Origin of the sequence: Dermabacter sp. (genome assembly GCF_032550575.1) — a bacterium.
GTDB lineage: Bacteria > Actinomycetota > Actinomycetes > Actinomycetales > Dermabacteraceae > Dermabacter > Dermabacter hominis.
This window is the reverse complement of the sequence record NZ_JAWFZC010000006.1, coordinates 88584-112099: the sequence shown is the minus strand read 5'-3', so window position 1 is coordinate 112099 and position 23516 is coordinate 88584. Positions and strand designations below refer to the sequence as shown.

Annotated in this window: 21 protein-coding genes; 15 read left to right on the top strand and 6 right to left on the bottom strand. The window is 62.7% G+C overall.

Annotation, left to right across the window (positions count from 1 at the left end):
- Positions 1-219: 219 nt before the first annotated feature.
- Genes E6X30_RS08355 through E6X30_RS08345 form a run of 3 tightly spaced genes read left to right on the top strand, consistent with a single transcriptional unit; the run spans position 220 to position 3361 of the window.
- Positions 220-1545 (top strand): ABC transporter substrate-binding protein, encoded by a 1326-nt coding sequence (locus E6X30_RS08355; protein ID WP_016663459.1) that lies wholly within the window; start codon positions 220-222, stop codon positions 1543-1545.
- Positions 1542-2426, top strand: a complete 885-nt coding sequence (locus E6X30_RS08350) for a carbohydrate ABC transporter permease (RefSeq protein ID WP_016663458.1) — start codon at positions 1542-1544, stop codon at positions 2424-2426. The genes E6X30_RS08355 and E6X30_RS08350 overlap by 4 nt, the downstream gene beginning before the upstream one ends.
- Positions 2423-3361, top strand: coding sequence for a carbohydrate ABC transporter permease (locus E6X30_RS08345; RefSeq protein ID WP_016663457.1), 939 nt, complete (start codon positions 2423-2425; stop codon positions 3359-3361). Before E6X30_RS08350 ends, E6X30_RS08345 begins: the two co-directional genes overlap by 4 nt.
- 15 nt (positions 3362-3376) lie before the next feature.
- Here E6X30_RS08345 and E6X30_RS08340 read toward each other — a convergent pair whose 3' ends face one another.
- Entirely contained in the window at positions 3377-4693 is a 1317-nt protein-coding gene (locus E6X30_RS08340; protein ID WP_016663456.1) for a sugar ABC transporter substrate-binding protein, read from the bottom strand.
- A 232-nt stretch (positions 4694-4925) separates the two neighbouring features.
- Here E6X30_RS08340 and E6X30_RS08335 point away from each other — a divergent pair, with 232 nt between their 5' ends.
- The 4 genes from E6X30_RS08335 to E6X30_RS08320 all read left to right on the top strand — a co-directional run bounded on the left by E6X30_RS08335 (position 4926) and on the right by E6X30_RS08320 (position 10504).
- Positions 4926-5285: a FeoA family protein gene (locus tag E6X30_RS08335; protein ID WP_016663455.1), complete on the top strand. Its 360-nt coding sequence runs from the start codon at positions 4926-4928 to the stop codon at positions 5283-5285.
- Positions 5282-7225, top strand: a complete 1944-nt coding sequence (locus E6X30_RS08330) for a ferrous iron transporter B (protein WP_016663454.1) — start codon at positions 5282-5284, stop codon at positions 7223-7225. The genes E6X30_RS08335 and E6X30_RS08330 overlap by 4 nt, the downstream gene beginning before the upstream one ends.
- Positions 7226-7368: 143 nt before the next feature.
- A complete protein-coding gene (locus tag E6X30_RS08325) occupies positions 7369-7896 on the top strand; it encodes a NifU family protein (RefSeq protein WP_168161692.1) in 528 nt (175 codons plus the stop codon).
- A 169-nt stretch (positions 7897-8065) separates the two neighbouring features.
- A complete protein-coding gene (locus tag E6X30_RS08320; protein ID WP_016663452.1) occupies positions 8066-10504 on the top strand; it encodes a PhoX family phosphatase in 2439 nt (812 codons plus the stop codon).
- A 184-nt stretch (positions 10505-10688) separates the two neighbouring features.
- Here the strand turns inward: E6X30_RS08320 and E6X30_RS08315 are convergent, their stop codons facing one another.
- The 4 genes from E6X30_RS08315 to E6X30_RS08300 all read right to left on the bottom strand — a co-directional run bounded on the left by E6X30_RS08315 (position 10689) and on the right by E6X30_RS08300 (position 14422).
- Positions 10689-11306: a response regulator transcription factor gene (locus E6X30_RS08315; RefSeq protein ID WP_016663451.1), complete on the bottom strand. Its 618-nt coding sequence runs from the start codon at positions 11304-11306 to the stop codon at positions 10689-10691.
- A complete protein-coding gene (locus E6X30_RS08310; RefSeq protein ID WP_016663450.1) occupies positions 11303-12523 on the bottom strand; it encodes a sensor histidine kinase in 1221 nt (406 codons plus the stop codon). The genes E6X30_RS08315 and E6X30_RS08310 overlap by 4 nt, the downstream gene beginning before the upstream one ends.
- Before the next feature lie 88 nt (positions 12524-12611).
- A complete protein-coding gene (locus tag E6X30_RS08305) occupies positions 12612-13430 on the bottom strand; it encodes an ABC transporter permease (RefSeq protein WP_016663449.1) in 819 nt (272 codons plus the stop codon).
- Between the two features lie 44 nt (positions 13431-13474).
- Positions 13475-14422 (bottom strand): ABC transporter ATP-binding protein, encoded by a 948-nt coding sequence (locus tag E6X30_RS08300; RefSeq protein ID WP_016663448.1) that lies wholly within the window; start codon positions 14420-14422, stop codon positions 13475-13477.
- Between the two features lie 202 nt (positions 14423-14624).
- On the opposite strand from E6X30_RS08300, the gene E6X30_RS08295 reads away from it, so the two are divergent.
- Genes E6X30_RS08295 through E6X30_RS08270 form a run of 6 tightly spaced genes read left to right on the top strand, consistent with a single transcriptional unit; the run spans position 14625 to position 20059 of the window.
- Positions 14625-15467 carry an S-adenosyl-l-methionine hydroxide adenosyltransferase family protein gene (locus E6X30_RS08295; RefSeq protein ID WP_016663447.1) on the top strand — a complete coding sequence of 281 codons (843 nt, stop codon included), beginning with the start codon at positions 14625-14627 and terminating at the stop codon, positions 15465-15467.
- An 11-nt stretch (positions 15468-15478) separates the two neighbouring features.
- Positions 15479-16075 (top strand): ECF-type riboflavin transporter substrate-binding protein, encoded by a 597-nt coding sequence (locus E6X30_RS08290; RefSeq protein ID WP_016663446.1) that lies wholly within the window; start codon positions 15479-15481, stop codon positions 16073-16075.
- A 9-nt stretch (positions 16076-16084) separates the two neighbouring features.
- On the top strand, positions 16085-17920 hold the full coding sequence (locus tag E6X30_RS08285) for an ABC transporter ATP-binding protein (RefSeq protein WP_016663445.1): 1836 nt from the start codon (positions 16085-16087) through the stop codon (positions 17918-17920).
- Positions 17910-18743, top strand: a complete 834-nt coding sequence (locus tag E6X30_RS08280) for an energy-coupling factor transporter transmembrane protein EcfT (protein WP_016663444.1) — start codon at positions 17910-17912, stop codon at positions 18741-18743. Before E6X30_RS08285 ends, E6X30_RS08280 begins: the two co-directional genes overlap by 11 nt.
- A 60-nt stretch (positions 18744-18803) precedes the next feature.
- Positions 18804-19313 carry an Arc family DNA-binding protein gene (locus tag E6X30_RS08275; protein WP_316336009.1) on the top strand — a complete coding sequence of 170 codons (510 nt, stop codon included), beginning with the start codon at positions 18804-18806 and terminating at the stop codon, positions 19311-19313.
- A 14-nt stretch (positions 19314-19327) separates the two neighbouring features.
- Positions 19328-20059, top strand: coding sequence for a hypothetical protein (locus tag E6X30_RS08270; protein ID WP_016663442.1), 732 nt, complete (start codon positions 19328-19330; stop codon positions 20057-20059).
- A gap of 63 nt (positions 20060-20122) precedes the next feature.
- Here E6X30_RS08270 and pdxH read toward each other — a convergent pair whose 3' ends face one another.
- On the bottom strand, positions 20123-20806 hold the full coding sequence (pdxH, locus tag E6X30_RS08265) for a pyridoxamine 5'-phosphate oxidase (RefSeq protein ID WP_016663441.1): 684 nt from the start codon (positions 20804-20806) through the stop codon (positions 20123-20125).
- Between the two features lie 697 nt (positions 20807-21503).
- Between pdxH and E6X30_RS08260 the strand changes: the two genes are divergently transcribed.
- Entirely contained in the window at positions 21504-22043 is a 540-nt protein-coding gene (locus E6X30_RS08260) for a hypothetical protein (RefSeq protein ID WP_147594872.1), read from the top strand.
- A 53-nt stretch (positions 22044-22096) separates the two neighbouring features.
- Positions 22097-23506, top strand: coding sequence for a hypothetical protein (locus E6X30_RS08255; protein WP_147594871.1), 1410 nt, complete (start codon positions 22097-22099; stop codon positions 23504-23506).
- Positions 23507-23516: the final 10 nt, after the last annotated feature.

Sequence of the window (23516 nt, the reverse complement as noted above, 5' to 3'; positions counted from 1 at the left end):
CCATTCTTTCAGCTGCTCGGTTTTCGAGGTAGAAGCAGCCCGTCAAGCGCGTCAAAACTAGCGACGCCGCGGCCCCTTTCTTCGGCCTTTTCGGTTGGACGGCGTGGTGTTTGCCCAGGTCCGAGGGGTAGGCGTATAATAAAATGTGATGCAGGCCGCATGGGTGCTGGCCGACCCAACGTCGAGGGCCGCACCGTTGCGGATCGACAAGGAGGTCCCATGAAACCCATCACGCGGCGTACCGCGCTCGCCGGAACAGGCGCCGCACTCGCGGGTGCCCTCGCGAGCTGCGCTCCACCAAACCCCGGCTCGGTTAACGCCGAAGCCACAATCCCACCGTCGAAGGATCGCGTAAAGCTCACCTACTGGGCGTGGGTCAAAGACCTTCAAAAAGTCGCTGACGTATTCAACAGGAGCCAAGACCGCATCCACGTGGAAGCCTCATGGATCCCCGGCGGCGGAAGTGGCGGCTACGCCAAGATTCTCTCCGCTGTAGCCGCAGGAGGCGGCCCCGACATTGCGCAGGTTGAACTCCGCTCCGTCCCCGAGTTCGCGCTCGCGGGCGCCCTCGTGGACCTCTCTCGCTACGGGATCGTCAAAGACAAATTTGATCCGGGCGCTTTCGCGCAAGCGCAAGTGGGCGAGTCCGTGTGGGCCGTTCCGCAAGACACGGGCCCCGTCGCAAACTTCTACAATCGCGAAGTGCTCGAAGAGGAGCTTGGCCTTACGCCGCCGTCCACATGGGACGAGTTCCGCGAGGTCGCGGGCGCCGTCAAGGATGCGGGTAAGACGATCTTTACCCTCGATCCGAGCGACGGTTCCTACTTCGTCATGTGGGCCATGCAGGCGGGTGCCACGTGGTTCAAGCCCGAGGGCGATGGATGGGTCATCAACATGACCGACGAGAAATCGCTCAAGGTCGCCGAGTTCTGGGATGGCATCCTCGCCGACAACCTCGTGGGCACCGGATACGGCGCGTTTTCGACGCCGTGGATGGCGGCCACGGGTGACGACAAGGTGCTGAGCACGATCTCCGGATCGTGGAGCGACGCTCTCATCGAAGCGGTGCCGGGCGCCAAAGGTAAGTGGGCCGTCGCGCCCATGCCAACGTGGGGTGATGGCTACGCCTCGGGAGCCCACGGCGGCTCGTCAGCGGCAATCCTCTCCACGAGTAAGCACCCGGCCGAGGCCCTCGAATTCTGCACGTGGATGTGCACGAGCCCCGAGGGAATCGACGCGATGATCGAGAACTGCGGTATCGGCTGGTCGCCGTCGGCGGACTACATCGGTGAGTCCCGCACACAACCATCAGAGTTCTTCTCGGGCCAAAACTACAACGAAGAGGTCATGGTGCCCATGGCCGAGGGGCAGAACCTCGAATGGACGTGGGCGCCGCTTATGCAGCGCTTCATGGACGTCGTGGGCACGGGAATGACGAAAGCGATCAACGGTGAGCAGCCCCTCGTGGACCTCCTTGCGGTCACGCAGAAAGACATCACCGAGATTATGCAAGGCATGGGCCTCAACGCGGAGGAGGCGCGATGAAATCGAAGTGGGCACCCTGGGTACTTATGGCACCGTTTTTGGTGCTGTTCATCGGCACGATGGTGGTGCCGATCATCATGGCGGTTGGCTACAGCTTCACGACCGTGGAGCGCCACGGCCTCCTCGGCGAGGGAGGTATCGAGACTTCGTTCGCGGGCTTCGATAACTACATCGCCGCGCTCGCGAACCAGAACTTTGTGGCCTCGATCGGGCGCATGATCCTCTTTGGCGTCGTGCAGGTGAGCGTCATGATCGTCGCCGCAACGATCCTCGCGCTCCTTCTCGAAAGTGCCGCGGCGAAATGGCCGGGATTCTTTAGAAGCGCCTACTTTTTGCCCTACGGCATTCCGGGCGTGATCGCCACTATCCTCTGGTCGTTCCTGTACATCCCGGGTCTGAGCCCCATCGTTGATGCGCTTCAGCTCGTGGGAATTGAGGCCGATTTCCTGAGCCCAGACATGGTGCTGTGGTCGATCGCGAACATCGTGACCTGGACGTATACGGGCTACAACATGCTCATCATCATCGCCCAGCTCAAGGCCATTCCCGGTGAGCTGTACGAGGCCGCCCGCATCGACGGGGCCGGCCCCTTGAAGATCGTGACCTCCATTCAGTTGCCACTCATTCGGCCGGCGCTTTTGCTGACGATCATCTTCTCGATCATCGGCACGCTCCAACTGTTCGCGGAGCCTCGCCTACTGATGACGATGAGCTCGGGCATCACGAACGAGTACACGCCGAACATGAGCGCCTATGCGTACGCGTTCCAATACAACGAGGTTGGGATGGCGGCCGCGCAGGCCGTAATCATCGCGGTCTCGGCCTTTGTTCTTTCGGCCATTGCTCTCGGGGTCTCCTCGTGGGCGGAGAGGAAGCGATGAGCGCCACGCAAACGACGCACGTCAGCGAACGTTCGAGGAAGAAGCAGGCTATGCGCCTTGAGCGGGATCAGCGTTCGGGTGCCCGCTCGGCCGGTCGCAAGCCAGCGACGACGATCATTGTGACGGCGCTTTTGGCGATCGTCGCGATGTACTTCCTCGTGCCGGTCTATTGGGTGATCGTGAACGCGACGAAGTCGACCGAGGACCTGTTTGGTACGAGCGGCTTCTGGTTTGGCAAAGAATTCCTGCTGTTCGACAACCTCAAGGCTGTCTTTACGGCCAATGGCGGGATCTTCTCGCGCTGGGCGCTCAACTCGCTTCTGTATTCGGGAGTGGGCTCGGTGCTCGCGACCTACTTCGCGGTCGCCGCGGGGTATGCGCTCGCGAAATACCGCTTCCCCGGCCGCAGGGCCGTGTACGCGTTCGTGCTCGGTGGTGTGCTGGTGCCGGGCACCGCGACCGCGCTCCCGCTGTTTTTCCTGTTCTCGAGCGTGGGGCTCACAAACACGTACTGGGCCGTGCTTATTCCGTCGCTCGTGAGCCCGTTCGGTCTGTTCCTCGCGTCAATCTACGCGAGTGCGGCCGTTCCGGATTCGATGCTTGAGGCGGGGCGTCTCGACGGCGTGAGCGAGATTGGGCTGTTCCACAGGCTTGCCCTTCCTCAGCTCACGCCGGCGGTGGTGACGATCCTGCTGTTCCAATTCGTGGCGATTTGGAACAACTACTTCCTGCCCCTCGTGATGCTTGCCGACGAGAAGCTCTACCCGATCACTCTGGGCCTCGATAACTGGCGCGCGCAAACGGATCGTTTGCCGGAGTTTTTCCAGCTCACGACCGGCGGCGCGCTGCTCTCGGTGATCCCGCTCGCGATCCTCATTCTCGTGCTGCAGCGCTTCTGGCGCGGTGGCCTCACGGAGGGCTCGGTCAAGGGGTAGGGAGAGTCCGGGCGTTTAGCTGTTTTCCTTTTCGAGGACCTCGTTCATCGCTTTCGCGAGCTCGCGGCAGCCGTCCTCCGCGGTGATTTCCCCGTTGAAGACCTTCGAGAGGTATTCACCCTCGAGTTCCTCCCATTCGGGGCACGTCTTGGAGACGGGGAAAGGCACGGCGTAGTTGTGTGCCTGGTCGACGAAGACCTCGAGGTTATAGCCGGGCTGGGCGTCGACGTACGGATCCTGGGTGCCTTCGAGAGCGGGGAGCGCGATCCCGGATTCCGCGCTGATTTTGGCTGCTTCTTCACCCGCAAGGAAGGTCACGAGGGCCTGGGAGGCAGCGAGGTTTTTGGTGTTTGCAGAGATCACGTGGCCGAGGCCGTGCACGGCGGTCTTGCGGTCGTCGCCGCCGGGAAGATACGCGACGGCGCAGTCGTTCTTCACGGAGGAGCCGATGAGTGCGCCAACGCGCCAGTTGCCTGACCACTGCATGGCCACCTGGCCGCCTTCAAACATGCCGTAGCACGAGTTTTCAGCAAGGAACTCCTGGTCGGGGCATGCGCCGATCTCGATGAGGTCGCGCCAGAACTTCACGCCCTCGATCGTCTTGGGGTCGTCGTAGCCGGACTTCTTTTTGTCGTCGGAGATTACCCATCCGCCGTTGATGGCGATCGAGTGGTAGTAGGAGGCTGTGCGCGAGAAAACCTCAGCGCAGCCCCACACGCCGTCGGGAAGCTTGTCGGTGAGCTCGAGTGCCTTTTCCTTGTAGGTGTCGAGCGTCCAGGTTTCGTCCGGGTAGGCAACGCCGGCCTGGTCGAAGAGCTTCTTGTTGTACCAGATACCTACGCAGTCGACGTCCTTGCACGTCGCGAAGAGTTCGCCGTCGACCGTGTACATGTCGACGAGTGCGCTCGGGTATTTGTTCGGGTCGATGAGCCCGTCGTCGACGAGGGCTTTGAGGGACGCAAGCTGGCCGTTTTCCGCGTAGGAGCGGAAGTTCGGGCCGTTCATCCAGAAGACGTCGGGAAGAGCCTTCGACGAAGCCTGCGCGCGAAGCTTGGTGAAGTAGTCCTTGAACGGCACCATGTTCAGCTGGACTTTGACGTTCGGGTATTTCTTGTTGAAGGCCTTCATGACGTCGGTGAGCATGGCCTCCTGGTTGATGTCCCAGTAGGCGTAGGTGATCGTGCCTTTGATCTTTGTCGGGTCGTCGCCAATTTCGTTCGTGGCGCCCTTGACGTCGGCTTTGTTCCCTCCGCCGCATCCTGCTGCTGCGGCGGCGAAGGCGGCCCCGCCAGCGGCGAGGAGGGAGCGGCGGGCGATCGGGGATGTGGCCATGATGGTCTCCTTTGTGGGTAAGGGGTTTCGGAGAGTGGCAGAAGTGAACGGTTTTCTAAAGCCGCTTTAAGAAGACCAATGGCGGGGAATTTACGGCAAGGCAGGAGGTGAAATGTTGCAGCTCGTTCACTGAGTATTCAGATCTGCGGCACTGCCCGGGGGTTCTTCGGTCCGACGGTGGCGTGCCCCACGTCCCTTCCTAGTTAGATTAGGCAATGCTAACCTTGCAAATATGTCAGTTGCCTATCCCGAGATGACGTCGCTCGCCAATGAGCTCACCTCGCGTGCGCTCGTGTGCACCCTCGACTGCCCCTTCGCTTCGACGATCGCCTTGAGCGATGTGCCGAAGGGGGTCACGGCGATCATCGCGGCGTATCGTGACTCGCATTCTGTTCTGTGCCGCCGCCTCTTTGACCTGGGCTTCCACCCGGGTCTCGAGGTTGAGCTCGTGCGCAAGGCGCCCATGCGTGACCCGCTCGTGTTCCGCGTTGCCGATTGCGAAATCGTCCTTCGAAAGCGCGACGCGGCACGCATCCTCGTGCACGTTGGGGATGAGCACCCCAACAACTCGGTCGAGAAGAAGGCAGCATGACCTGCCACGATGCGGCGCCGGAAGCGCCGCGCGATACCGGTGCGCGCCGTTTTGCGCTCGTGGGCAACCCGAACGCCGGTAAATCCACGGTGTTCAACGCCCTCACGGGCATGCGGGCGAAGGTCGCGAACTACCCGGGCGTCACGGTCAGCAGGTTCGTGGGTAGCGTCGAAGTGCAGGACGCTTCCGGCGCGAGAATTGATGCCCAGGTGGAGGACTTGCCGGGCACCTACTCGCTCGACCCCATCAGCCCCGATGAACAGGTTGTTCTCGAATCGCTCAGCGATGAAAGCCGCGCGGATGCGCTCATCGCGGTGCTTGACGCGACGAGTATGCGCCGCTCGCTCGGGCTCATTGCACAGCTTCAACGCACGGGTCTGCCGATCCTTGTGGCGCTCACCCATGCCGACGAATTCCTCTCGCGCGGCGGCAGTGTGGACGTCGCGGCACTGTCGAAGGCGCTTGGCCACCGCGTTCTCGTCGTGACGGCCGGAAACCACCGAGAGCTCGACGCGCTGAAAGCCGAGCTGGCGTCGGAGGAGGACTGGCCGAGCCCCGCCATTGCCGCTCCCACCAACCCGAAGGGCTCCGCTGCGTGGATCGATTCGGTGCTCGAAGCCGCGCACTATCGCGCGCCCGGCACCCACGCCCGCACCCGCAAGCTCGATGCGGTGCTGCTGCATCCCGTGTGGGGCAGCCTCGTGTTTTTTGCGGCGATGTTTGCGCTGTTCCAGCTTATTTTTACGGTCGCTGCTCCCATTCAAGGCTGGATCGAAGAGGGCTTCGCGTTCCTCGGAGATGTTGCGCGCGAAAATATCGGTATCGACTGGCTTGCCGGTCTCGTGGCCGATGGCGTGATCGGTGGCGTGGGCGGCGTTCTCACGTTCGTTCCCCAGATTTTCCTGCTGTTCTTCGCGCTCGCCATCCTCGAGGCGTCCGGCTACATGTCGCGGGCGGCGTTCCTCATGGATCGGGTCATGGCAGGTGCGGGCCTCGAGGGCCGGGCGTTCGTCGCGATGCTCTCGAGCCTCGCGTGTGCGATTCCGGGGATTATGGCGACGCGGTCGCTGCCGTCGGCCCGCGACCGGCTCGCGACGATGCTTACGATCCCTCTCATGACGTGCTCGGCACGTCTTCCCGTGTACACGATGTTGATTGCGATGCTGGTCCCGGCCGATGCCCGCCTCGGCGGAGTGATCGGCGCGCAGGGCGCGGCGCTCTTTGGGTTGTACGTGCTCGGGGCATGCTCTGCGATGGGCTCGGCGTGGGTGTTCTCGAAGATTTTTGGGCGCGGTCGGGCAAACCTCCCCTTCTACATGGAGATGCCTACCTACCGCATCCCAACGGTGCGCGAGCTCGTGACGAACACGTGGATTCCCGTGAAGGGCTTTCTCACGAAGGTGGGACGCATCATCCTCCTGCTCACACTCGTGTTGTGGGCGCTGCTCAACCTCCCGGCCGTGGGCGATGCGGAGCTCGCGGCCGCGGGCATCGACCAGTCCGATTCGGCGGCCGTGGCGACCTACCAGCTTGAGCATTCCTACGGTGCGGGCCTCGGCAAGGCCGTCCAGCCCGTGTTCGAGCCCCTTGGTTTCGATTGGCGCGTGAGCGTCGGTGTCGTGGCCTCGCTCGGCGCGCGCGAAGTGTTCGTTTCGACGCTCGGGCAGATCGCGAGTGCGTCCGATCCAGAAAACCCCGGCGATGCTCTCTCCTCTCTCACGTGGGGTCCCGGACCGCACGAAGGCCAGCTCCTCTTCACGCCAGGCACGATAGCCGCGCTCCTCGTGTTCTTCGTGTTCGCGCTGCAGTGCACTAGTACCATCGCGGCGTTGCGTCGCGAATCCGGTTCGTGGACATGGCCCGCCCTCGCCTTCTGCTACATGTTCGCGCTCGCGTGGGTGGGAGCGTTTATCGCGAAGCTCGCGGTGGGAGCGCTGTAGTGGGCGTGGGTTCCGACGGTTCCCCGGCAAGCGTCGGACCTCACGCTTTGCCCGACCACTCCCAGCGTGCCGTGCCAAGTCTTGGCCATGCCACCCCCGCTCCGACGAGCGTAACCGGGGCGGAGCGAGCGCTGAGGTGGAGCGTGCAGGGGGCGTCGTTGCCGCTTGGCTGGGAGCCGATTGCCGAGGCACTGCCGCAGCTTGAACGAATCGTGGCGGAGCCTCACGGACTCTGGGTGTGGCTGCGCGCGGGATATTCCTGGCGCAACGATGCCGAGGCTGTTCGCGAGGGTCTTGCGCTCATGATTGCCGAGGCGGCGCCCCACCTCGCGGAGTTTGAGTCTCAAATCGGGGTGGACAGGCGCGTCGAGGCCGTGCGTCTTGCCGCGACCGATGTGATTGACGGTGACCTCGCGCCCTACATCGCCTCGCACGGCGGAAAAGTGCACATCGTTGGTGTCGAGTGGGGCGATGCCGGGCCGGTGGTGAGTGTCGAGTTCGCAGGGGCGTGCAAGGGCTGCGAACTGTCCGAAGTGACGCTCCACCTGCGCATTGAGAAGGCGCTCGCGAAGCGCATCCCCGCGCTTGCTGAGGTGCGCGATGCGACCCCGCGCACGGCGCCGCGGCTCTTCCAGGGGCTTTTTCGCCGCCCGCCTGTGTCTTCTTCGTGAGGGTGTAGGTAGGTGCTTCATCCGCCCCTCGTTGCGGGCGGCACGCGCACGTCTTGACTGTTCTTTGAAAAAAATTCACGTGGGCGTCACTTTTACTGCGGATGTTGGTCCCTCGCGTAGAGCACTGTAACTGCGTCCGATCACCAACCACATTGAAGGGATGCCTCCAATGGTGCTCCACCTCCCGCTCCTCATGAAGGATCACGTTCGCGGCAAGCGTTCCGCAGTGACCTGCGCACTCAAGTGCGACAACCAGTGCGCGAAGCCCGCATGCAACACGAGCAACAACTCCTACATCGGTGACATCGTCTCCGCCGCGATCAGCCGCCGCTCGCTCCTCGGCGGTGCTGCCGCAAGCGCCCTCGTGATCGCCGCCGGCGGCACGCAGGGCATGGGTCAGGCCGCCTTCGCTGCCGACCCGAGCGCCCCGAACCCCACGATCGGCTCGGCCCCCGAAGCGCCGAATGGCTCGAAGCTCCGCTTCACCCCCATCGCTCCCGTCAACAAGGATGTCGACGAATTCAATGTCCCCGAGGGCTACCGCTGGGAGCCCGTCATCAAGTGGGGCGACCCCCTCTTCGACGACTCGCCTGAGTTCGACTGGAACAACCAGACTCCCGAAGCCCAGGCGAAGCAGTTCGGGTACAACAACGACTACACGGAGATCCAGGAGATCCCCGGCTCGGATGGCCTGCGCGCCGTCATGTTCGTGAACCACGAGTACACGAACGCGAACATCATGTTCCCGGAGGACATGATGAAGGAAGACCAGGTCGCCATCACGATGGCTGCGCAGGGGCTCACCGTCGTGGAGCTCGAGCGCAAGGACCGCAAGTCGCCCTACACCTACGTGAAGGGCGGAAAACTCAACCGCCGCTTCCTCCTCGACACGGAGTATGAACTCACCGGCCCCGCCGCGGGCTCCGAATTCGTGATAACGAAGGACGACCCCAAGGGCCGCACGATCCTCGGCACCTTCGCGAACTGCTCGGGTGGCCTCACCCCGTGGGGCACGCTCCTTTCGGGCGAAGAAAACTTCCACGGCTACTTCGTTGCCGATGAGAACATTCAGTCGAACGCCCGCCTCGGGCTCGGCTCGGGCGAGACCGTATACGGCTTCGATATGATTGAGGACCGTTTCAACGCGACCAACCACGGCTACGAGAATGAGGTCAACCGCTTCGGTTACGTCATCGAGATCGACCCGTGGGACCCCACCTCGACCCCGAAGAAGCACTCCGCGATCGGCCGCTTCAAGCACGAGGGTGCGAACGTCATCATCGCCGAGGACGGCCGCGCGGTTGTCTACTCCGGTGACGATGAGCGCTTCGAGTACATGTACAAGTTCGTCTCCAAGGAGAAGTACGTCGAGGGCGATCGCAAGCACAACATGACGCTCCTCACCGAGGGCGATCTCTACGTCGCGCGCTTCTACGGCAACTCGCCCAAGGAAGAAATCGACGGCAGCGGCGCCGTTCCTTCGGACGGTCAGTTCGACGGCACCGGCGAATGGGTTCCGCTGATCCTGGGCGGCAAGTCGCAGGTTGAGGGCATGACTGTCGAAGAGATTGCGGTCAACACCCGCACCGCTGCCGACAAGGTGGAGCCCACCAAGATGGACCGTCCCGAGGACGTCGAGCCCTCGCACCACTCGCGCAAGGTGTACGCGGCCCTCACGAACAACTCGAAGCGCGAGATCTTCCAGGTGGATGAAGTGAACCCGCGCCAGAAGAACCGCGACGGTCAGGTTCTCGAGCTCGACGAGCAGGGTGACCAGACGAGCACCGAGTTCGCGTGGAACCTTCTCCTCGTGGCCGGCGACCCGAACGGTGGCGACCAAACCTTCTACGGCAACGTCGATCCGACGTCGGTTTCGCCCATTTCCTGCCCGGACAACCTCGCGTTCGACTCTGTGGGCAACCTCTGGATTTCGACCGACGGTGCCCCGAGCGGGATCGGCTACAACGATGGCCTGTTCCGCGTGACCCTCGAGGGAGACATGCGCGGCAACGTCGAGCAGTTCCTCTCTGTGCCTCGCGAGGCAGAGACGTGTGGCCCGATCGTTCGCGACGAGGACTACTCGGCATTCGTGTCGGTTCAGCACCCGGGTGAAGATGGCAAGTTCAGCGAGCAGCACTCCTTCTTCCCTGAGTACAACCAGACCGGCCCGCGCCCGACGGTCGTGCAGGTTCTGCCGATTTGGGATGAGGCTGAGGAGCCGAAGCCCGAGCCTAAGCCGGAAGAGCCCAAGCCCAAGCCCGAGCCGAAGCCGGAACAGCCGAAGCCGGAAGAGCCGAAGCCCGAGGAGCCCAAGCCCGAGGAGCCGTCGGCACAGCCTGCGCCCGGCAAGGACCCGAGCGACGCGGCTGTTCCGGTTGCGCCCGCTCCCAAGAAGCCGGAGAAGAAGCAGCCGAAGAAGCCGGTCAAGAAGGTTAAGAAGGATGCAGAAAACAACCGTGGTCCGCTTCCGCGCACCGGTTTCGAGGCCGCTCCGGTCGCCGCAGGCGCCGCGGCTTTGCTCGCCGCTGGCGGCATGATGGCTGCAAAGTCCGCCAAGGACGCTAAGCCTGCAACCGAGGCTGAAGGTGACGGCCAGGCCGACGCCTGAGCATGATCCGCTGAGCCCTAGGGCTTAAACGGGAGGGGTCTCGCGCTGCGGCGCGGGGCCCCTCCCTGGTTTTGCCTTAATTCCTGGGGGAGAAAAGCGACGCTACGACACCTGAAGGGGCTCTCTAGTCTGTTTGCTCCCCTCTCAAAGCCGTGGAACCGGCACTCCCTGCCCGGCAACGTGCTCATGACGAGAGCCAGCCGCGGTCGCGCGCCACGGTGAAGGCTTCGAAGCGGTTGGCCGCACCAACTTTTGCCATCGCGTTCGAGAGGTAGTTTCGGCAGGTTCCGGCCGCGAGGTGCGCTTCGGAGGCGATGTCGTCGATGGAAAGGCCCCGCCCCGCTAGTTCAAGTAGTTCCCGCTCGCGGACCGTGAGGGGGCTGTCGCCCTGGTTGATCGCGAGGGCCGCTGTTTCGGGGTCGAGGTAGCGCCGTCCGGCGTGGACGGTGCGGATGGCCGCGGCGAACTCTTTCGCGTCCGACGTTTTCGGGAGGAATCCCGCGATACCGCGTTCGAGCGCGCGCTTGAGGGCTGCGGGCCGTGCGTGGCTCGTCACGATAAGCACCTGCACACCGGGGTGTTTCTCGCGCACGCGATGCGCAGTTTCGATGCCGTCGATCCCGCCAAGCTGCAGGTCGCACACGAGAACGTCGGCGCCGCCGGTGTCTCGGGCCCACCACTCGAGTATCTCCTCGCCCGAGCCGCACACGGTGGCGATCTCGAAATCCTCTTCGAGCCCGAGCAGGGTCGCGAGGGAAGAGGCAACGAGGGTTTCATCGTCGGCGATGGCGATGCGGATCATGCGCTCTCCTCGGGTGTGTGGGTGGGGGCGGGTCTGACACTCGCCGGCCCCTCGTCGAAGCATAGCCGCACGGTGAAGTGCGGGGCGTCATGCTCGACGGTGATGCTTCCGCCCGCTACGGCCACGCGGCGGCGGAGCGACTCGAGACCCGAGAGTGGGCCGGGGCTTTCGAGCGCGCCGTCGTTCGTCATAGCCACGTTGTCCTCGGCAAGAGTGAGGCGCGCACTCGTGGCGTGGGAGTGGCGGAGGATGTTGGTGGTGGCTTCGCGGACGAACCAGGCGGCGTCTTCTCGACGGCTGTCGGGAACGTCGAGGGAGTCGCCGTCGACGCGGACGTTGATGTGTGAGGCTCCAAGGAGCGCACGGGCTTCGGCGATCTCCGTGGCGAGATTGATGCGCCGGTAGCCGTGGGCGACGGCGCGCATATCGGCGGTGCTGGCCTTCACGAGTTCCTGGAGTTCGCGAAGTTCCTTCATGGCGTTCCTATCGCCACGTTCGACGAGGGCGATCGCCACCTGTGTTTTGAGGCTGATCGCCGCGAGCCTCTGACCCATCGTGTCGTGAAGCTCTTGGGCGAAGCGGAGTCGTTCCGCGCTGACGTGGAGTTCGGCATCGAGTTTGCGGGCCCGGTCAGCGTCGCGCAAAACGTCGAGGCCCCAGAAGGCGGAGAGCGTGGCGGTGAGGAAGATGAGGGGAATGCAGATCGATGTGAGTGCGGTGCTGGCGTCAATCCTGAGCTGCGTTGCGCACGTGAGAAGGGCGGCGACGGTGACGGCGATCCACTTGTGTCGCATCCACGGCGCGTGGGCGAGTGCGAAGAGCGCGGTGCACAGAATCGCGTAGACGCTTGCCCACGCCCCGATCGAAACGGGCGCGAGCACGGACACGAGGATGCACACGATCCAGCTCACGAGCACCAGAATGAAACTGACCCTCGCTCCACGCGCGCGTCCCCGTCTTTCAGGAAATAGTTCGAATGCGGGTTCGCGTAGGAGAGTGATGCTCACGAAGAGCGTGAGGGCAGCCGTGGCGACTGCCCACAGCAGAGGTGTGAGGCCCGCGTGCTTCGAGGTTGTTGCCGTGATACTGGGGATGGCAAAGAGGAGCCAAGTGAAGAGTGCCGCAAGCGCGACGGACCACTTCGTGTAGAGCGCGTATTTCTCCATGCTGCGAACGCGCGCCGGTTCTGCGGCGTGGTCGCCCGGGGCGGTGCTCATGCGGTGTCCTCTGTTTGTTGGCGGAAAAGGGGAAACTGGCGGGGCCGAGAGAAGCCCCACCAGTGTCCCACGGGTCGTAGTCGGCGGTTTACCGGTTAGATTCCCACTTCATGACCCTCGGCACGAGCACGAGGAGCGCTATGGCCCACAGTGCGAGCATGAGCATGGGCGCGGTTGCGGCCGCGAGAGCCGCGCCGGATTCGAGCGGCTCGAACCCACCGGTGACCGTCGTTCCCGACCATGCCAGGTGTGCGAGGTCCCCCATGAGCGCGAAGGGTGTGCGGTCGATGATGCGCGTGACCTGTTCGGGCATGAGCGCGCGGAAGGTGCTTTGGGAGGCGATCGCGAGGACCATAACGGGTAGCGAGGTGATCTGGGCGGCTTCGGCGTTGATCGTGAAGGCACTCGTGAGGAATCCGAGTGCCGCACTCACGGCGATCCCGCCGAGGACAGCGACGATGAGAGGAACGACGTTGACTGGTGCGGGAGCACCGAGAACGATGAGGAGGATTGGGGCGAGCACCATCAACACGACGGCGAGGAGGGAGCTCGGGGCAGCAATCGCCACGAGAATATCCGAGTCCTTCGCCTCTCCGGTGCGCAGACGCTTGAGGACCTTCTCGTCACGCCGAGTGGTCGACATCGAGAGAACCGAGTAGTACACGACGAGAAGCATCGTCATAAGCACGGACGTTTCGAGAGCGAGCGAGGCGGCGAAGGCCTCGCCGCCGCCCGTGGAGCTGAGCACGAACATGGCGACCGTGAGGCCAAGGGGGAAGAGAAGCGCCATGAACAGGAGAGTGGGATTGCGCAAAAACTGCGTGAGCTCGGCGCGCGCGAGGGCAATCGTGCGGGAAAGGCGGCTCGAGCGGGGTGTGGAATGTGCTGTGGCTGTTGCCGTGGTCATGGGGTGTCCTTTCGGTGGAAGCTTTGGTGTCTGCTGCGCGCCCGTCAGTTCTGTTCGCCTGCCACGCGCATGAAGACGGTCTCGAGGGATGCGGGGGTCGAGGAGAAGTCGCGCAGGGCGAGGCGCTCACTTCGCGCCCACTGCAAGATGGCGAGCGAGTGCTCCTGAAGGTGATCGGTTCGCACTTCGTACGTGGAGCCGGAGCGAGTGACCTGGGCGCCGGCAAGGGCGGGAGGCTGAGGGGCGGTGGAGGCGCCGGCGGCGTCGGACCCGTCCCCGACGCCGAAGCGGATCACCGATGCTTCCGTGGAGACGATGTCTCGCAGGCTGCCTTCGAGGACGATTGCTCCTCGGTGCATGATCCCGATTCGATCGCAGAGGCGCTCGGCTTCCTCAAGGTAGTGGGTCGTGAGGATCATCGTGACCCCTTGCGTTTTGAGGTTCTCGAGGAGTCTCCATACGCGGCGGCGCGATTCGGGGTCGAGCCCGGTCGTGGGCTCGTCGAGGAAGAGGATCGAGGGCTGCCCAACGAGGGCGCAGGCGAGGTCGAGGCGGCGCTGTTCACCGCCGGAGAGCGAGCCGACCTTGACCTTCGCGCGGTGCGTGAGGTCGACAGCGTCGAGGGCCCGCTCTGGGGGCATCGGCTGCGAGCACGTTCCTGCCCACATGCGAATCGTTTCAGCGGCGGTCAGTTGGGTGGGCAGGCCGCCGGATTGGAGCATGGTTCCCGTGTGGGGGCGAACGTTCGCGCGGTCCTTCGTGGGGTCCATGCCGAGGACCGATACGCTCCCGCTTGTGGCGGGTGCGAGGCCTTCGAGGATTTCGAGAGTTGACGTTTTGCCTGCGCCGTTCGTGCCGAGGAGGCCGTAGACCTCGCCTTCGGTGACGTGAAAGGAAATGCCGTCCACCGCGGTGAAGGCTTTCTTTTTCTTTGCGCCCGCGTATGTGCGGGTCAGGTTCGAGACGGTGATGGGGGTGTGTGCCGTGTTCATGTCTCCACTCTTCGCGATCGCTCGCGAACCCAGTAGTGGAAAACGTCAGGAGCTTCGCTGGGTTTTGTCACGCGTGCGAATGACAGATGTCAACAGGCACCCTGCGGCGGTGTTCACATTTCGCCACGGAGCTTCATGCCTCTTGCCTCGCTCGCTATCCTTGTGGGGGTATCAGTGCAGGTGAACAGAGGGAGGGTGCGCGGTGAAACCGCTCGTTCTGCAATCGGATTTCGGGTACGTCGATGGCGCCGTGAGCGCAATGTACGGCGTCGCCACGGGCGTGCACCCCGAATTGCGCATCCACGATGTCACGCACAACATTCCTCCCTATGACATTTGGGAGGGCTCCTACCGCCTCGCGCAGGTCGTGTCGTATTGGCCCGAAGGCACGGTGTTCGTTTCGGTCGTGGATCCGGGTGTTGGCTCGGATCGCTTGAGCGTGGTGGCGCGCACGTCGACCGGCCACTACGTCGTGACCCCGAACAACGGCACCCTCACTCACATCGAGAAGCTTTTCGGGATCGAGGAGCTGCGCGAGATCGACGAGCATTTCAATCGGCGCGAAGGTTCGGCGCATTCCTACACTTTCCACGGGCGTGACATTTACGCGTTCACCGGTGCGCGGCTCGCGAGCGGAACGATCACGTACGAGCAGGTCGGCCCGAGCCGCGAGGTGAGTGAGGTCGTGACCCTCCCGGTGCTTGCGCCGAAGATCGAGGGCAACGCACTTACGGGCACGATTGACGCGCACGATAACCGTTACGGCTCCCTGTGGACGTCCATCCCGCGCACCTTCTTTGAAGAGGCCGGTATTTTCCACGGCGACTACGTGCGCCTCACGATCACCCATAACGGGCAAACCGTTCACGCGACGAGCCTCGTGTATGCGCCGAGCTTCGCGCACGTCGAGGTTGGCGAATCGCTCATCTACGTGAATTCCCTTGATCGCGTGGCTGTCGCGATCAATCGTGGCTCGTACGCGAATGCCTTCCACCTCGGGCGCGGCAACAGCTGGCACGTCGTGTTCGAGAAGGTCGAAAAGTAAAGGATCCCCTCATGTCTACCCCTGAAACCCCTACGTCGAGTGCACCGCTTCCCGTGACCCGTAAGGTCTCTCCCGTGACGCAGGTCGTCGCCATCGGTATCGGTGCCGCCCTCTTTTTTGTCCTGAGCCGCTTCGTCGCGATTCCCGTCCCCGTGCCGAATCAATCGATCACGTTCCAGTACGCTCTCCTTGCGGTTCTCGCGGTCCTGTATGGCCCGTACGTCGCGGGCATCGCCGGTTTCGTGGGGCATATTCTCGCGGACGCAACCGGCTACGGCATTTGGCTTTCGTGGGAGATTCCGACGGCTGTATTCGGCCTCATCGTGGGCTTCTTCATGCTTCGTAACCGCGTAAACGAGGGGGAGTTCCCGCGCCGGGATCTCGTGCGCTTCAACCTCGCGGTCATCGTGGGTCACTTCGTTGCATGGGGCGTTCTCGCGTGGATTCTCGACGTGACGCTCATGGGCGAACCGTTCGATAAGGTCATCGTGCAGGGCCTCCTGGCCTTCGTGACGAATGCGATTCTCACCTGCGTGTTTGGCTCGATCATCCTCGCGCTGTACGCGAAGACGCGCATCCGCTCGGGCTCGCTCGAGGTGGGCGCTTAAGCGTTCCGCATGGCTCTTCCCTCCCATTCGCCCGAGGCGAACCGTGCCGCTCACGCCATCGTGTTCGATGACGTGAGCGTGCATTACCGCACCCAAAAACTTCCCTCGGTCGAGAACGTGAGCTTCACGATCGGCTGGGGGGAGAAGGTCGCGATCGTGGGGCCGAGTGGCTCGGGAAAGTCGACCCTGCTGCACGTGATGAACGGTCTCGTGCCGCACCGCTTCGAGGCACGCGTGAGTGGCAGCGTGAAGGTCGGTGGCGTGGATCCGGTGCGCGCACCGCTCGTGCGCACCGCCGGTGAGGCCGGCACGGTTCTCCAGGATTCCAACGCGCAGTTCGTCGCCCTCACGGTCGCGGAGGACATCGCCTTTTCGCTCGAGAACCAGGAGGTTGCCTCGGGCAACATGCCGAGCATCGTCGAGCGGGTCGCAAAACGCGTGGGCCTCACCGAGCTTCTCGAACACTCGCCGCACGAACTGAGTGGCGGGCAAAAGCAGCGCGTCGCCGTCGCGGGCGTGCTCGTGGACGACGTGCCGATTCTCCTGTTCGACGAGCCGCTCGCGAACCTTGACCCGGCGACGGGTCGCGCGATGATCGAACTGGCTGACGACCTCAATCGGGAGAGCGGCGCGAGTGTCGTCATCATCGAGCATCGTCTCGAAGAAGTGCTGCACAGGGGAGTCGATCGGATCCTCATGATGGCCGGCGGCCGCCTCGTTGCCGATACAACTCCGGATGAGCTCGTGACCTCCGGGCTCCTCACCGAGCACGGCATTCGCCGTCCGCTGCACCTCACGGCCCTCAACTATGCGGGGATCGAACCGCCAGCGTCGGCGCACCCCGCTCGGCTCGACACCCTCCGCCTGAGCGAGAGCGAATGCGCGCGGGTGCGAGAGTGGGGGCGTGAGCAGTGGTCCGCGAGGTTCGGCTCGGTTTCGGCTGAGGAAGTGCCGGGGGAGGGGTCCGACGCCACCGCGGCCATCAGCGTGCGCAATCTTCACGTGCTGCACGGCCACGATAAAGACCACGAGGGCGTGCACGCGCTGCGGGGAATCGATCTCGAGGTGCGGCGCGGAGAGATGCTCGCGATCCTCGGCAACAACGGCGCTGGAAAATCGACGCTCGCGAGCGCGATCACGGGTTTTGCGAAGCCGAACTCGGGCACCGTCGAGGTGCTCGGCGACGATGTTCTGAACTTGAGTATCGCCGAGATCGGCACGCGCGTGGGCTTCGTGCTTCAAGAACCGGGCCACATGATCTCGAAGCCGCTCATTTTCGACGAGGTCGCGCTCGGTCCACGCGCCCACGGCCTCGACGAGGAAGAGGTGCGCCGGCGCGTGGAATCTGCCCTCGAGACGTGCGGGCTCGCCCCGTTCAAAACCTGGCCCGTGAGCGCCCTCAGTCACGGCCAGAAGAAACGCGTGACGATCGCGGCCGCGCTCGCGCTCGAGCCCGAAATCCTCATTCTTGATGAGCCGACCGCTGGCCAGGACTTTCGCCACTACACGGAGTTCATGGAGTTCATTCGCGGCCTCAACCGTGCGGGCACGACGATTCTGCTCATCACACACGACATGCATCTTGCCCTCGAGTATGTGCCGCGCGCCGTCGTTCTGAGCGAAGGGGAGATCATCGCGGATTCTTCGCCCTCGCGAATCCTCGTCGACGATGACGTGACGACGCGCGCGAACCTCGTGCGCACGAGCCTCGATGCGCTCGCGGCAGCCGTCGGACTTCCCGTTTCCACCGGTGACGGCGCCACCCAAGAGTTTGGCCGCAGCGAGTTTGTCGAGGCTGTGATCGCGGTTGATCGCGAGAGGCGGGAGGTGGGCGATGCCCGCTAAGTCCGTTCTCGGGTACGTCGACCGGCCGGGGTTCCTGCACCGAGTCTCGGGGCTGTCGAAGCTTATGCTCGCCGTCACGAGCGTCGTGGGTGCGCTCGTGGGATTCGATGCGCGTTACCTTGCGGCGATGCTCGTGCTCAACATCGTGCTGTGGGTTCTCAGTCGCGTGAAGCTGCGCGACCTCGCCGTTGTGCTCGTCATCATTGCCGGTCTCATGCTGCTCAACAACGTGTTCATTTTCCTGTTCGCGCCCGGCTACGGAACCGAACTGTATGGCACACGCACCGTGCTCGTGAACGGCCCGTGGCACTGGGACATCACGAGTGAGCAGCTTTTTTATCAGCTCGTTGTGACCCTCAAGTACTTCGCGGTGCTTCCACCCGTGCTTTTGTTCATTGCGACGACGCGCCCGCCAGAGTTTGCGCAGTCACTGAACCGCATCGGCGTTCCGTACAAGATCGCCTACTCCGTCTCGATCGCCCTTCGGTACATCCCCGATATTCAGCGTGATTTCGTGACGATCTCGAAGGCGCATCAGGCGCGCGGACTCGAAACCTCATCGAAGGCGGGGATCGTGACGCGCGCGCGGAACATCGTGGGCGTCATCATCCCGCTTCTCCTCGGCGCGTTCGACCGCATCGAGGAAGTCGCGAGCGCTATGGAGCTGCGCGGTTTTGGGCGCGGCAAGCGGCGCACGTGGTACGGCAAGAAGCCCCTGACGTGGCGCGACGGGCTCATCATGGCCCTCTCCTTCGCCGTGCTCGCAGTGCCGATTGCGCTCGCGATCGTCAATGGCGGAAGGTTCTGGAACCCCTTCGCTTAGAAAATGACGTCAAAAAAGCTTGTTGTGGCGTCACAGTGGTGCTACTGTTGAGTTATGGAGATGTCACAGCAGACCGACGCTCTTGTTGAGCAGCTCGAGCATGTCGCTAACGTCGGTGGCGATGATCTCGGCTCCGCTATGAAGCGAGTGGGCCCCCTTGCCCGCCCCCTACTCAAGCTTGCCCTTCTCGATACGGTCACGACGGCGACCGCCGAGATTAGCGAGTCGCTCACGTTCGAGCGCGTGAGCGCGCGCCTTGCCCCCGAAGGTGTCAGATTTGATGTCACTCCAAAGTATCCTGACGCCACTCCCGCGCCTGAATCGGCCACCGCGGCGGATCAGGGACTCGATGAAGGCGATATTTCGCGGGTATCTCTTCGCCTGCCCGAAGGGCTCAAGGCCCGCGCGGAAAAGCGTGCGGAAGCCTCGGGCCAGAGTCTCAATGCCTGGCTCGTCCAGGTGATCCGCGATGCCGTTGTCGAACCCCGCACTTCGCAATTCACGAAGAATTGGGGCTTCACCCCCGATAACCCGCCGAAAGGCACGAACCCCGTCAAGGGATGGATCTAAGGAAGGGTCCCGCCATGAGCACCACAACCTATCGTTACGACGCCACCGGCGATGTGCGTGCCGAGCTCAAGTTGAACTATGCCGACGTCGCGATCACGACAAACACTACGAACCAGATCACGATCGACCTCGAGGGCGAAGAAGCCGCGGGAACGAGCGTGAAGTATCGCTTCGGGCGCCTCGCAATCAAGAGCCCTGACCGAAAAGCGCTCGACATTCTCCACCGCAAGCGCTCGCGCCTCACGGTGAGGCTTTCACTTCCCACCACGACAGCCCTCGAATGCGCAAGCGTCGCGAGCACGATCGAGCTTGAGGAGGTCCCACGCGAGGCACACTTCGATGCGGTCTCGAGCACCGTGAAGGCTTCTTCCGTGACCGCGCCTCTCTCGATCCAAGGGTTCAAGGTCAGGGCCGAGCTCGATGCTGTCTCCTCCCCGGTGGAGGTGAATGGTGCCGCGGCCAAGGTGAGCATCGGTGAGTTCTCGGGCGCGCTCGACGCGAAGGGCGCCTCGATCACTGTCGATATTGCCCGCGTCCACCGCGGTGATCTTCAGGTTGAGGGCCTCAAGGCCGCGTGCACCGTCGGGGTTTTGCCCGGCGTACACGTCCACACTGATTTTGACGGCCTTGCCTCGTCGTTCAATTCGAGCCTTACTCCGCGCGGGGTTCCGCAGGAGGGAGCGCCCGTGTTCCGCGTCAAGGTGGGCGGAACACGCACCTCGCTCGAACTCAACGAGGTCGCCTAATACGAGAGGGCCGGGATGACGCTTAGCGTCTCCCCGGCCCTCACAGTTATCTCGGGTGAGTGTTTACGGAGCGAGGCGGTCGACCTGCCAGCGGCCTTCTTCCGAATCCAAGGCCGTGAAGCGGATGCGGTCGTGCAGGCGCGAAGCGCCACCCTGCCAGAACTCAATCACGTGCGGGGTGAGTGCCCAGCCGCCCCAGTGCGGCGGGCGGGGAACGTCTTTGCCTTCGAAGCGTTTTTCAGCGCGCTCGTTCGCGAGCTGAATGTCTTCGCGTGAGTCGATGACGTCCGACTGCGAGCTTGCCCAGGCGCCGATCTGCGAACCACGCGGGCGAACCGCGAAGTAGGCGTCGGACTCCTCGGGGCTGATGCGGCGCACCTTGCCCTGGATGCGCACCTGGCGCTGAAGCGGCAGCCACGTGAAGTTCAGGGCGGCCTTGCGGTTCACGTCAAGGTCGTGTCCTTTTTGGGACTCGTAGTTGCCGAAGAACACGAACTTCTTGTTCTTGTGCTCCTTAAGGAGCAGTACGCGCGAATCTGGCCAATCAGTTTCCGGGTTGATTGTGGAGACGACCATGGCGTTCGGTTCGAGCACATCGCCCTCGCGGTCGCGACGCTCGATCGCGTCTCTCATCCATTCGTCAAACAGTGCGTGCGGGTCGTTGCCCGCGAGCGTTTTGGTGAGTTGGCCCTTCGTGTAATTCACGCGTTCCGCGCGAAGATCGGGCGCACTAGCCTTCTCGTTCATGACCTCTCCTCGAAACTCGATGCGGATCGTCCTCGATCCCGATCTACCACTCTAGCCCCGCCCTCTGGTCGCTTGCGGGGACTAAGGGAAGCATCAATGCTCGAGCGCCTCGAGCGCGTTGAGGGCCAGCAACCGAAGGGATGACGGAGGGCGTGGCGTGTAGCGTAAGGCACTAGGGGGGGTAGGATCCTTGCTGTCTAAGTGGTGTTCCAGGATGAGGGGGATCGTTGTGATGCGTAGACGTGCAAGGTTGCTTCGGGCCATCGTTACGGGGGCTGGTTTTATGGCAACATCCGCCTATGCGGGATCTTCCTCTCAATGTTTAGTTCGACGGCTGCACCACTCAGCGGCGAGGGGTACGCGTCGTATCAATGGAAAACTTATGCTGGGCGCACTGGCGAGAAGCGGCGTAATAACTGAAACGGCGATGTGAACTGTGATTCGGCTTGCTTCAGGAATGGCACCCGTGAAAAATCCTGTCAAAACCTCCACGTTTCTTATGTCAATAGTTGTCCTCTTGAGTCCCAGCGTTTTTATGGAGGTCTCCCGCGCTAATGGTGCGGTCGCCGATCAATTCTCCCTATTCACATTAGGGATATCGGATTTTCTGCCCTTCTTCATGCCAATTTTTGCCGCCCTGCTGTACGCGCCAGTGGTGATGCAGGAGGTCGGCACTGGGGGTGCGTGGGGGCCTATCATGGCAAGGCGAGGGCGCAGCCCCTACGTTGTTCGCCACGCGGTTCGCGCTGCGTGCGCTGGGTTTATCGTCTTCGCGGGAGGTGTCGCTCTCGTGGCTGTCGTGTCATACGGAATCCACCCGCACCTTATCCCCGTCGATTTTTTCAACCCTTTCGGGGACGATCTTGAACCGGCAGCAGAACGTCTAACATTCTCGCAGCTCTATGCCGTCTCCCCGGTACTGTACTTTGCTTTCCAGGCGATATGGGTAGGTATCGGCGGTGCGGCATTATCGACGTTGGCAGCGGTAGGGGCGATGTTCTTTGAGAATCGATTTGTTGCACTGCTCTGGCTTCCTGTCGTCGTGCTTCTCTCCGAGTTTGTCGCGGGGGCTCTTCGGGTTGACCACTTCAGCCTTATACGATCGTTCATTCCAACTGGTGTCACCCAACAAGATCCCCTCATCCCCGTGACCGTAGGCCTTATTGTTTTCCTCATCGCTGGAGTCGTCGCTGCTTACGCCGCTTTCTCAGCGAAGCTGCCGAAGGCCTTGTGCTGATGGGGGCAGTGAGCCGTTTGCGTCCGGTAGCTGGGTGGGGGCTCATCTGCGGGATGTGCGCACTGCTTGCTATCGTGACGTCGTCGCAGCCCCTGCTCAAAGGCGACGTCGATTTCGATGCGGTCGTCGGCATCTCGCTGTGGGAACGAGTGCTCGCCTTCGGACAAGACCCGTACTACTTCCGTTACTTTCAGTGGCCTCTACTCATTATTCTGCTTTTGCGGCAGTGTGCCTTTGTGGCGAACCCTCTTGCGTTGTCTCGTTTCGGGTCAAAACGGCACGGACTTCTTGCGCTCTGGATGCGTGGTGCTGGGATAGGAGCGCTGCTCGGAGCAAGCAAATTGTTAGGGGTCTTGGCGACGTCGTCTGGATACACGTGGCGCATGTCCTGGACCCCGGGAGTGCTCTCTGTGCAGCCGGCGACAATATGGCAGGGAATTCTGCAGCCCTATGCCAGTCGAAACCTAAGCCCTGTGGCCTGTATAGCGTACGGAATCGCGTTCGAGGTCGGGCTCGCTGGGCTTGCGGCGACCCTACTAGGGGCCCTTATCGTGAATACTCGAGTGAAGCCATGGATCCCTGGGATCGGGGTAGGTTTTGTTCCGCTTGTGCTCGTCAAGGTATGGCCGTTTCCGCAGTGGAGCAATCCCGATGTGGCCCTTGCGCCCTTCTCGGGTGTCGAAGCATTTGGCGCCCTATGGTATGTTCCGCTTTTTTTCGCCGTCGCGACGATCCTGACTATTGGTGTGAGTGGATCGTCAGTCTTGGTGCGCGCTCGGAAAGTCTTCGCGCGGACAGGGCCGTTCGGATTTTGGTGTATCGCAACCGTAGGTGCGGCGACTCTCATGAGTTTCTTGCGGCCCGACGGTGCCGACCTTTTCATGTATCTCACTTACGGTTCGGCGCGCGAAGAGTTTTCCTTTGCGGCATGGTTCATGTACATGGTGCTAGTTTTCGGGGCTTCGTATGCCGCGCTCGTACGTTTTGCGGGTGAGACGGCACCCGCGGCATCGCTGGTGGCGATCCGCACGGGAGACCCGTGGAAACTCTTCACTCGCACAATAGGGGGTTCGCTTGTCACTGCGATCGCTGCGCTGTCCCTTGTGCTTGTGTTGCTCGGTGGTGTTTCAAGCAGCATGGCTCATCACCCCACGGAGCTCTTGCCAGCCCTGCAGGTATGGCTGGGCTCGATCGTGACCGTAGTGGTGACGACACTGCTCTCAATGGCCGCTGCGTGGAGGTTTGGGTCGATGGCGGTAGCCGCCATAACTTTGGTCGTATGCGCGGCGCTCACGCTGCCGTGGTTGAACCCGCTGTGGCCGGCCCCATTTGCCCTGGGCTTTTATGGGGCCTTTCCGGCTACGGCAGGTGCCATTATCGTAACGGCGACAGTAGGAGTCGCCAGTGTTGTGTTTCTCCGGTTCGTGCTGAGCAATACCCGTATTCCTCAGTTTGATTCATGATTGTAGAGGT

Excerpts from the sequence above, each read along its gene's own strand:
- E6X30_RS08285 (WP_016663445.1), top strand. The coding sequence starts at position 16,085 with ATGGCTCTTCCCTCCCATTCGCCCGAGGCGAACCGTGCCGCTCACGCC.
- E6X30_RS08260 (WP_147594872.1), top strand. The coding sequence starts at position 21,504 with ATGGCAAGGCGAGGGCGCAGCCCCTACGTTGTTCGCCACGCGGTTCGC.
- E6X30_RS08255 (WP_147594871.1), top strand. The coding sequence starts at position 22,097 with ATGTGCGCACTGCTTGCTATCGTGACGTCGTCGCAGCCCCTGCTCAAA.
- E6X30_RS08340 (WP_016663456.1), bottom strand. The coding sequence starts at position 4,693 with ATGGCCACATCCCCGATCGCCCGCCGCTCCCTCCTCGCCGCTGGCGGG.
- E6X30_RS08315 (WP_016663451.1), bottom strand. The coding sequence starts at position 11,306 with ATGATCCGCATCGCCATCGCCGACGATGAAACCCTCGTTGCCTCTTCC.
- E6X30_RS08280 (WP_016663444.1), top strand. The coding sequence starts at position 17,910 with ATGCCCGCTAAGTCCGTTCTCGGGTACGTCGACCGGCCGGGGTTCCTG.
- E6X30_RS08355 (WP_016663459.1), top strand. The coding sequence starts at position 220 with ATGAAACCCATCACGCGGCGTACCGCGCTCGCCGGAACAGGCGCCGCA.
- E6X30_RS08300 (WP_016663448.1), bottom strand. The coding sequence starts at position 14,422 with ATGAACACGGCACACACCCCCATCACCGTCTCGAACCTGACCCGCACA.
- pdxH (WP_016663441.1), bottom strand. The coding sequence starts at position 20,806 with ATGAACGAGAAGGCTAGTGCGCCCGATCTTCGCGCGGAACGCGTGAAT.
- E6X30_RS08270 (WP_016663442.1), top strand. The coding sequence starts at position 19,328 with ATGAGCACCACAACCTATCGTTACGACGCCACCGGCGATGTGCGTGCC.
- E6X30_RS08350 (WP_016663458.1), top strand. The coding sequence starts at position 1,542 with ATGAAATCGAAGTGGGCACCCTGGGTACTTATGGCACCGTTTTTGGTG.
- E6X30_RS08290 (WP_016663446.1), top strand. The coding sequence starts at position 15,479 with ATGTCTACCCCTGAAACCCCTACGTCGAGTGCACCGCTTCCCGTGACC.
- E6X30_RS08320 (WP_016663452.1), top strand. The coding sequence starts at position 8,066 with ATGGTGCTCCACCTCCCGCTCCTCATGAAGGATCACGTTCGCGGCAAG.
- E6X30_RS08305 (WP_016663449.1), bottom strand. The coding sequence starts at position 13,430 with ATGACCACGGCAACAGCCACAGCACATTCCACACCCCGCTCGAGCCGC.
- E6X30_RS08335 (WP_016663455.1), top strand. The coding sequence starts at position 4,926 with ATGTCAGTTGCCTATCCCGAGATGACGTCGCTCGCCAATGAGCTCACC.
- E6X30_RS08310 (WP_016663450.1), bottom strand. The coding sequence starts at position 12,523 with ATGAGCACCGCCCCGGGCGACCACGCCGCAGAACCGGCGCGCGTTCGC.
- E6X30_RS08345 (WP_016663457.1), top strand. The coding sequence starts at position 2,423 with ATGAGCGCCACGCAAACGACGCACGTCAGCGAACGTTCGAGGAAGAAG.
- E6X30_RS08275 (WP_316336009.1), top strand. The coding sequence starts at position 18,804 with ATGTCACAGCAGACCGACGCTCTTGTTGAGCAGCTCGAGCATGTCGCT.
- E6X30_RS08330 (WP_016663454.1), top strand. The coding sequence starts at position 5,282 with ATGACCTGCCACGATGCGGCGCCGGAAGCGCCGCGCGATACCGGTGCG.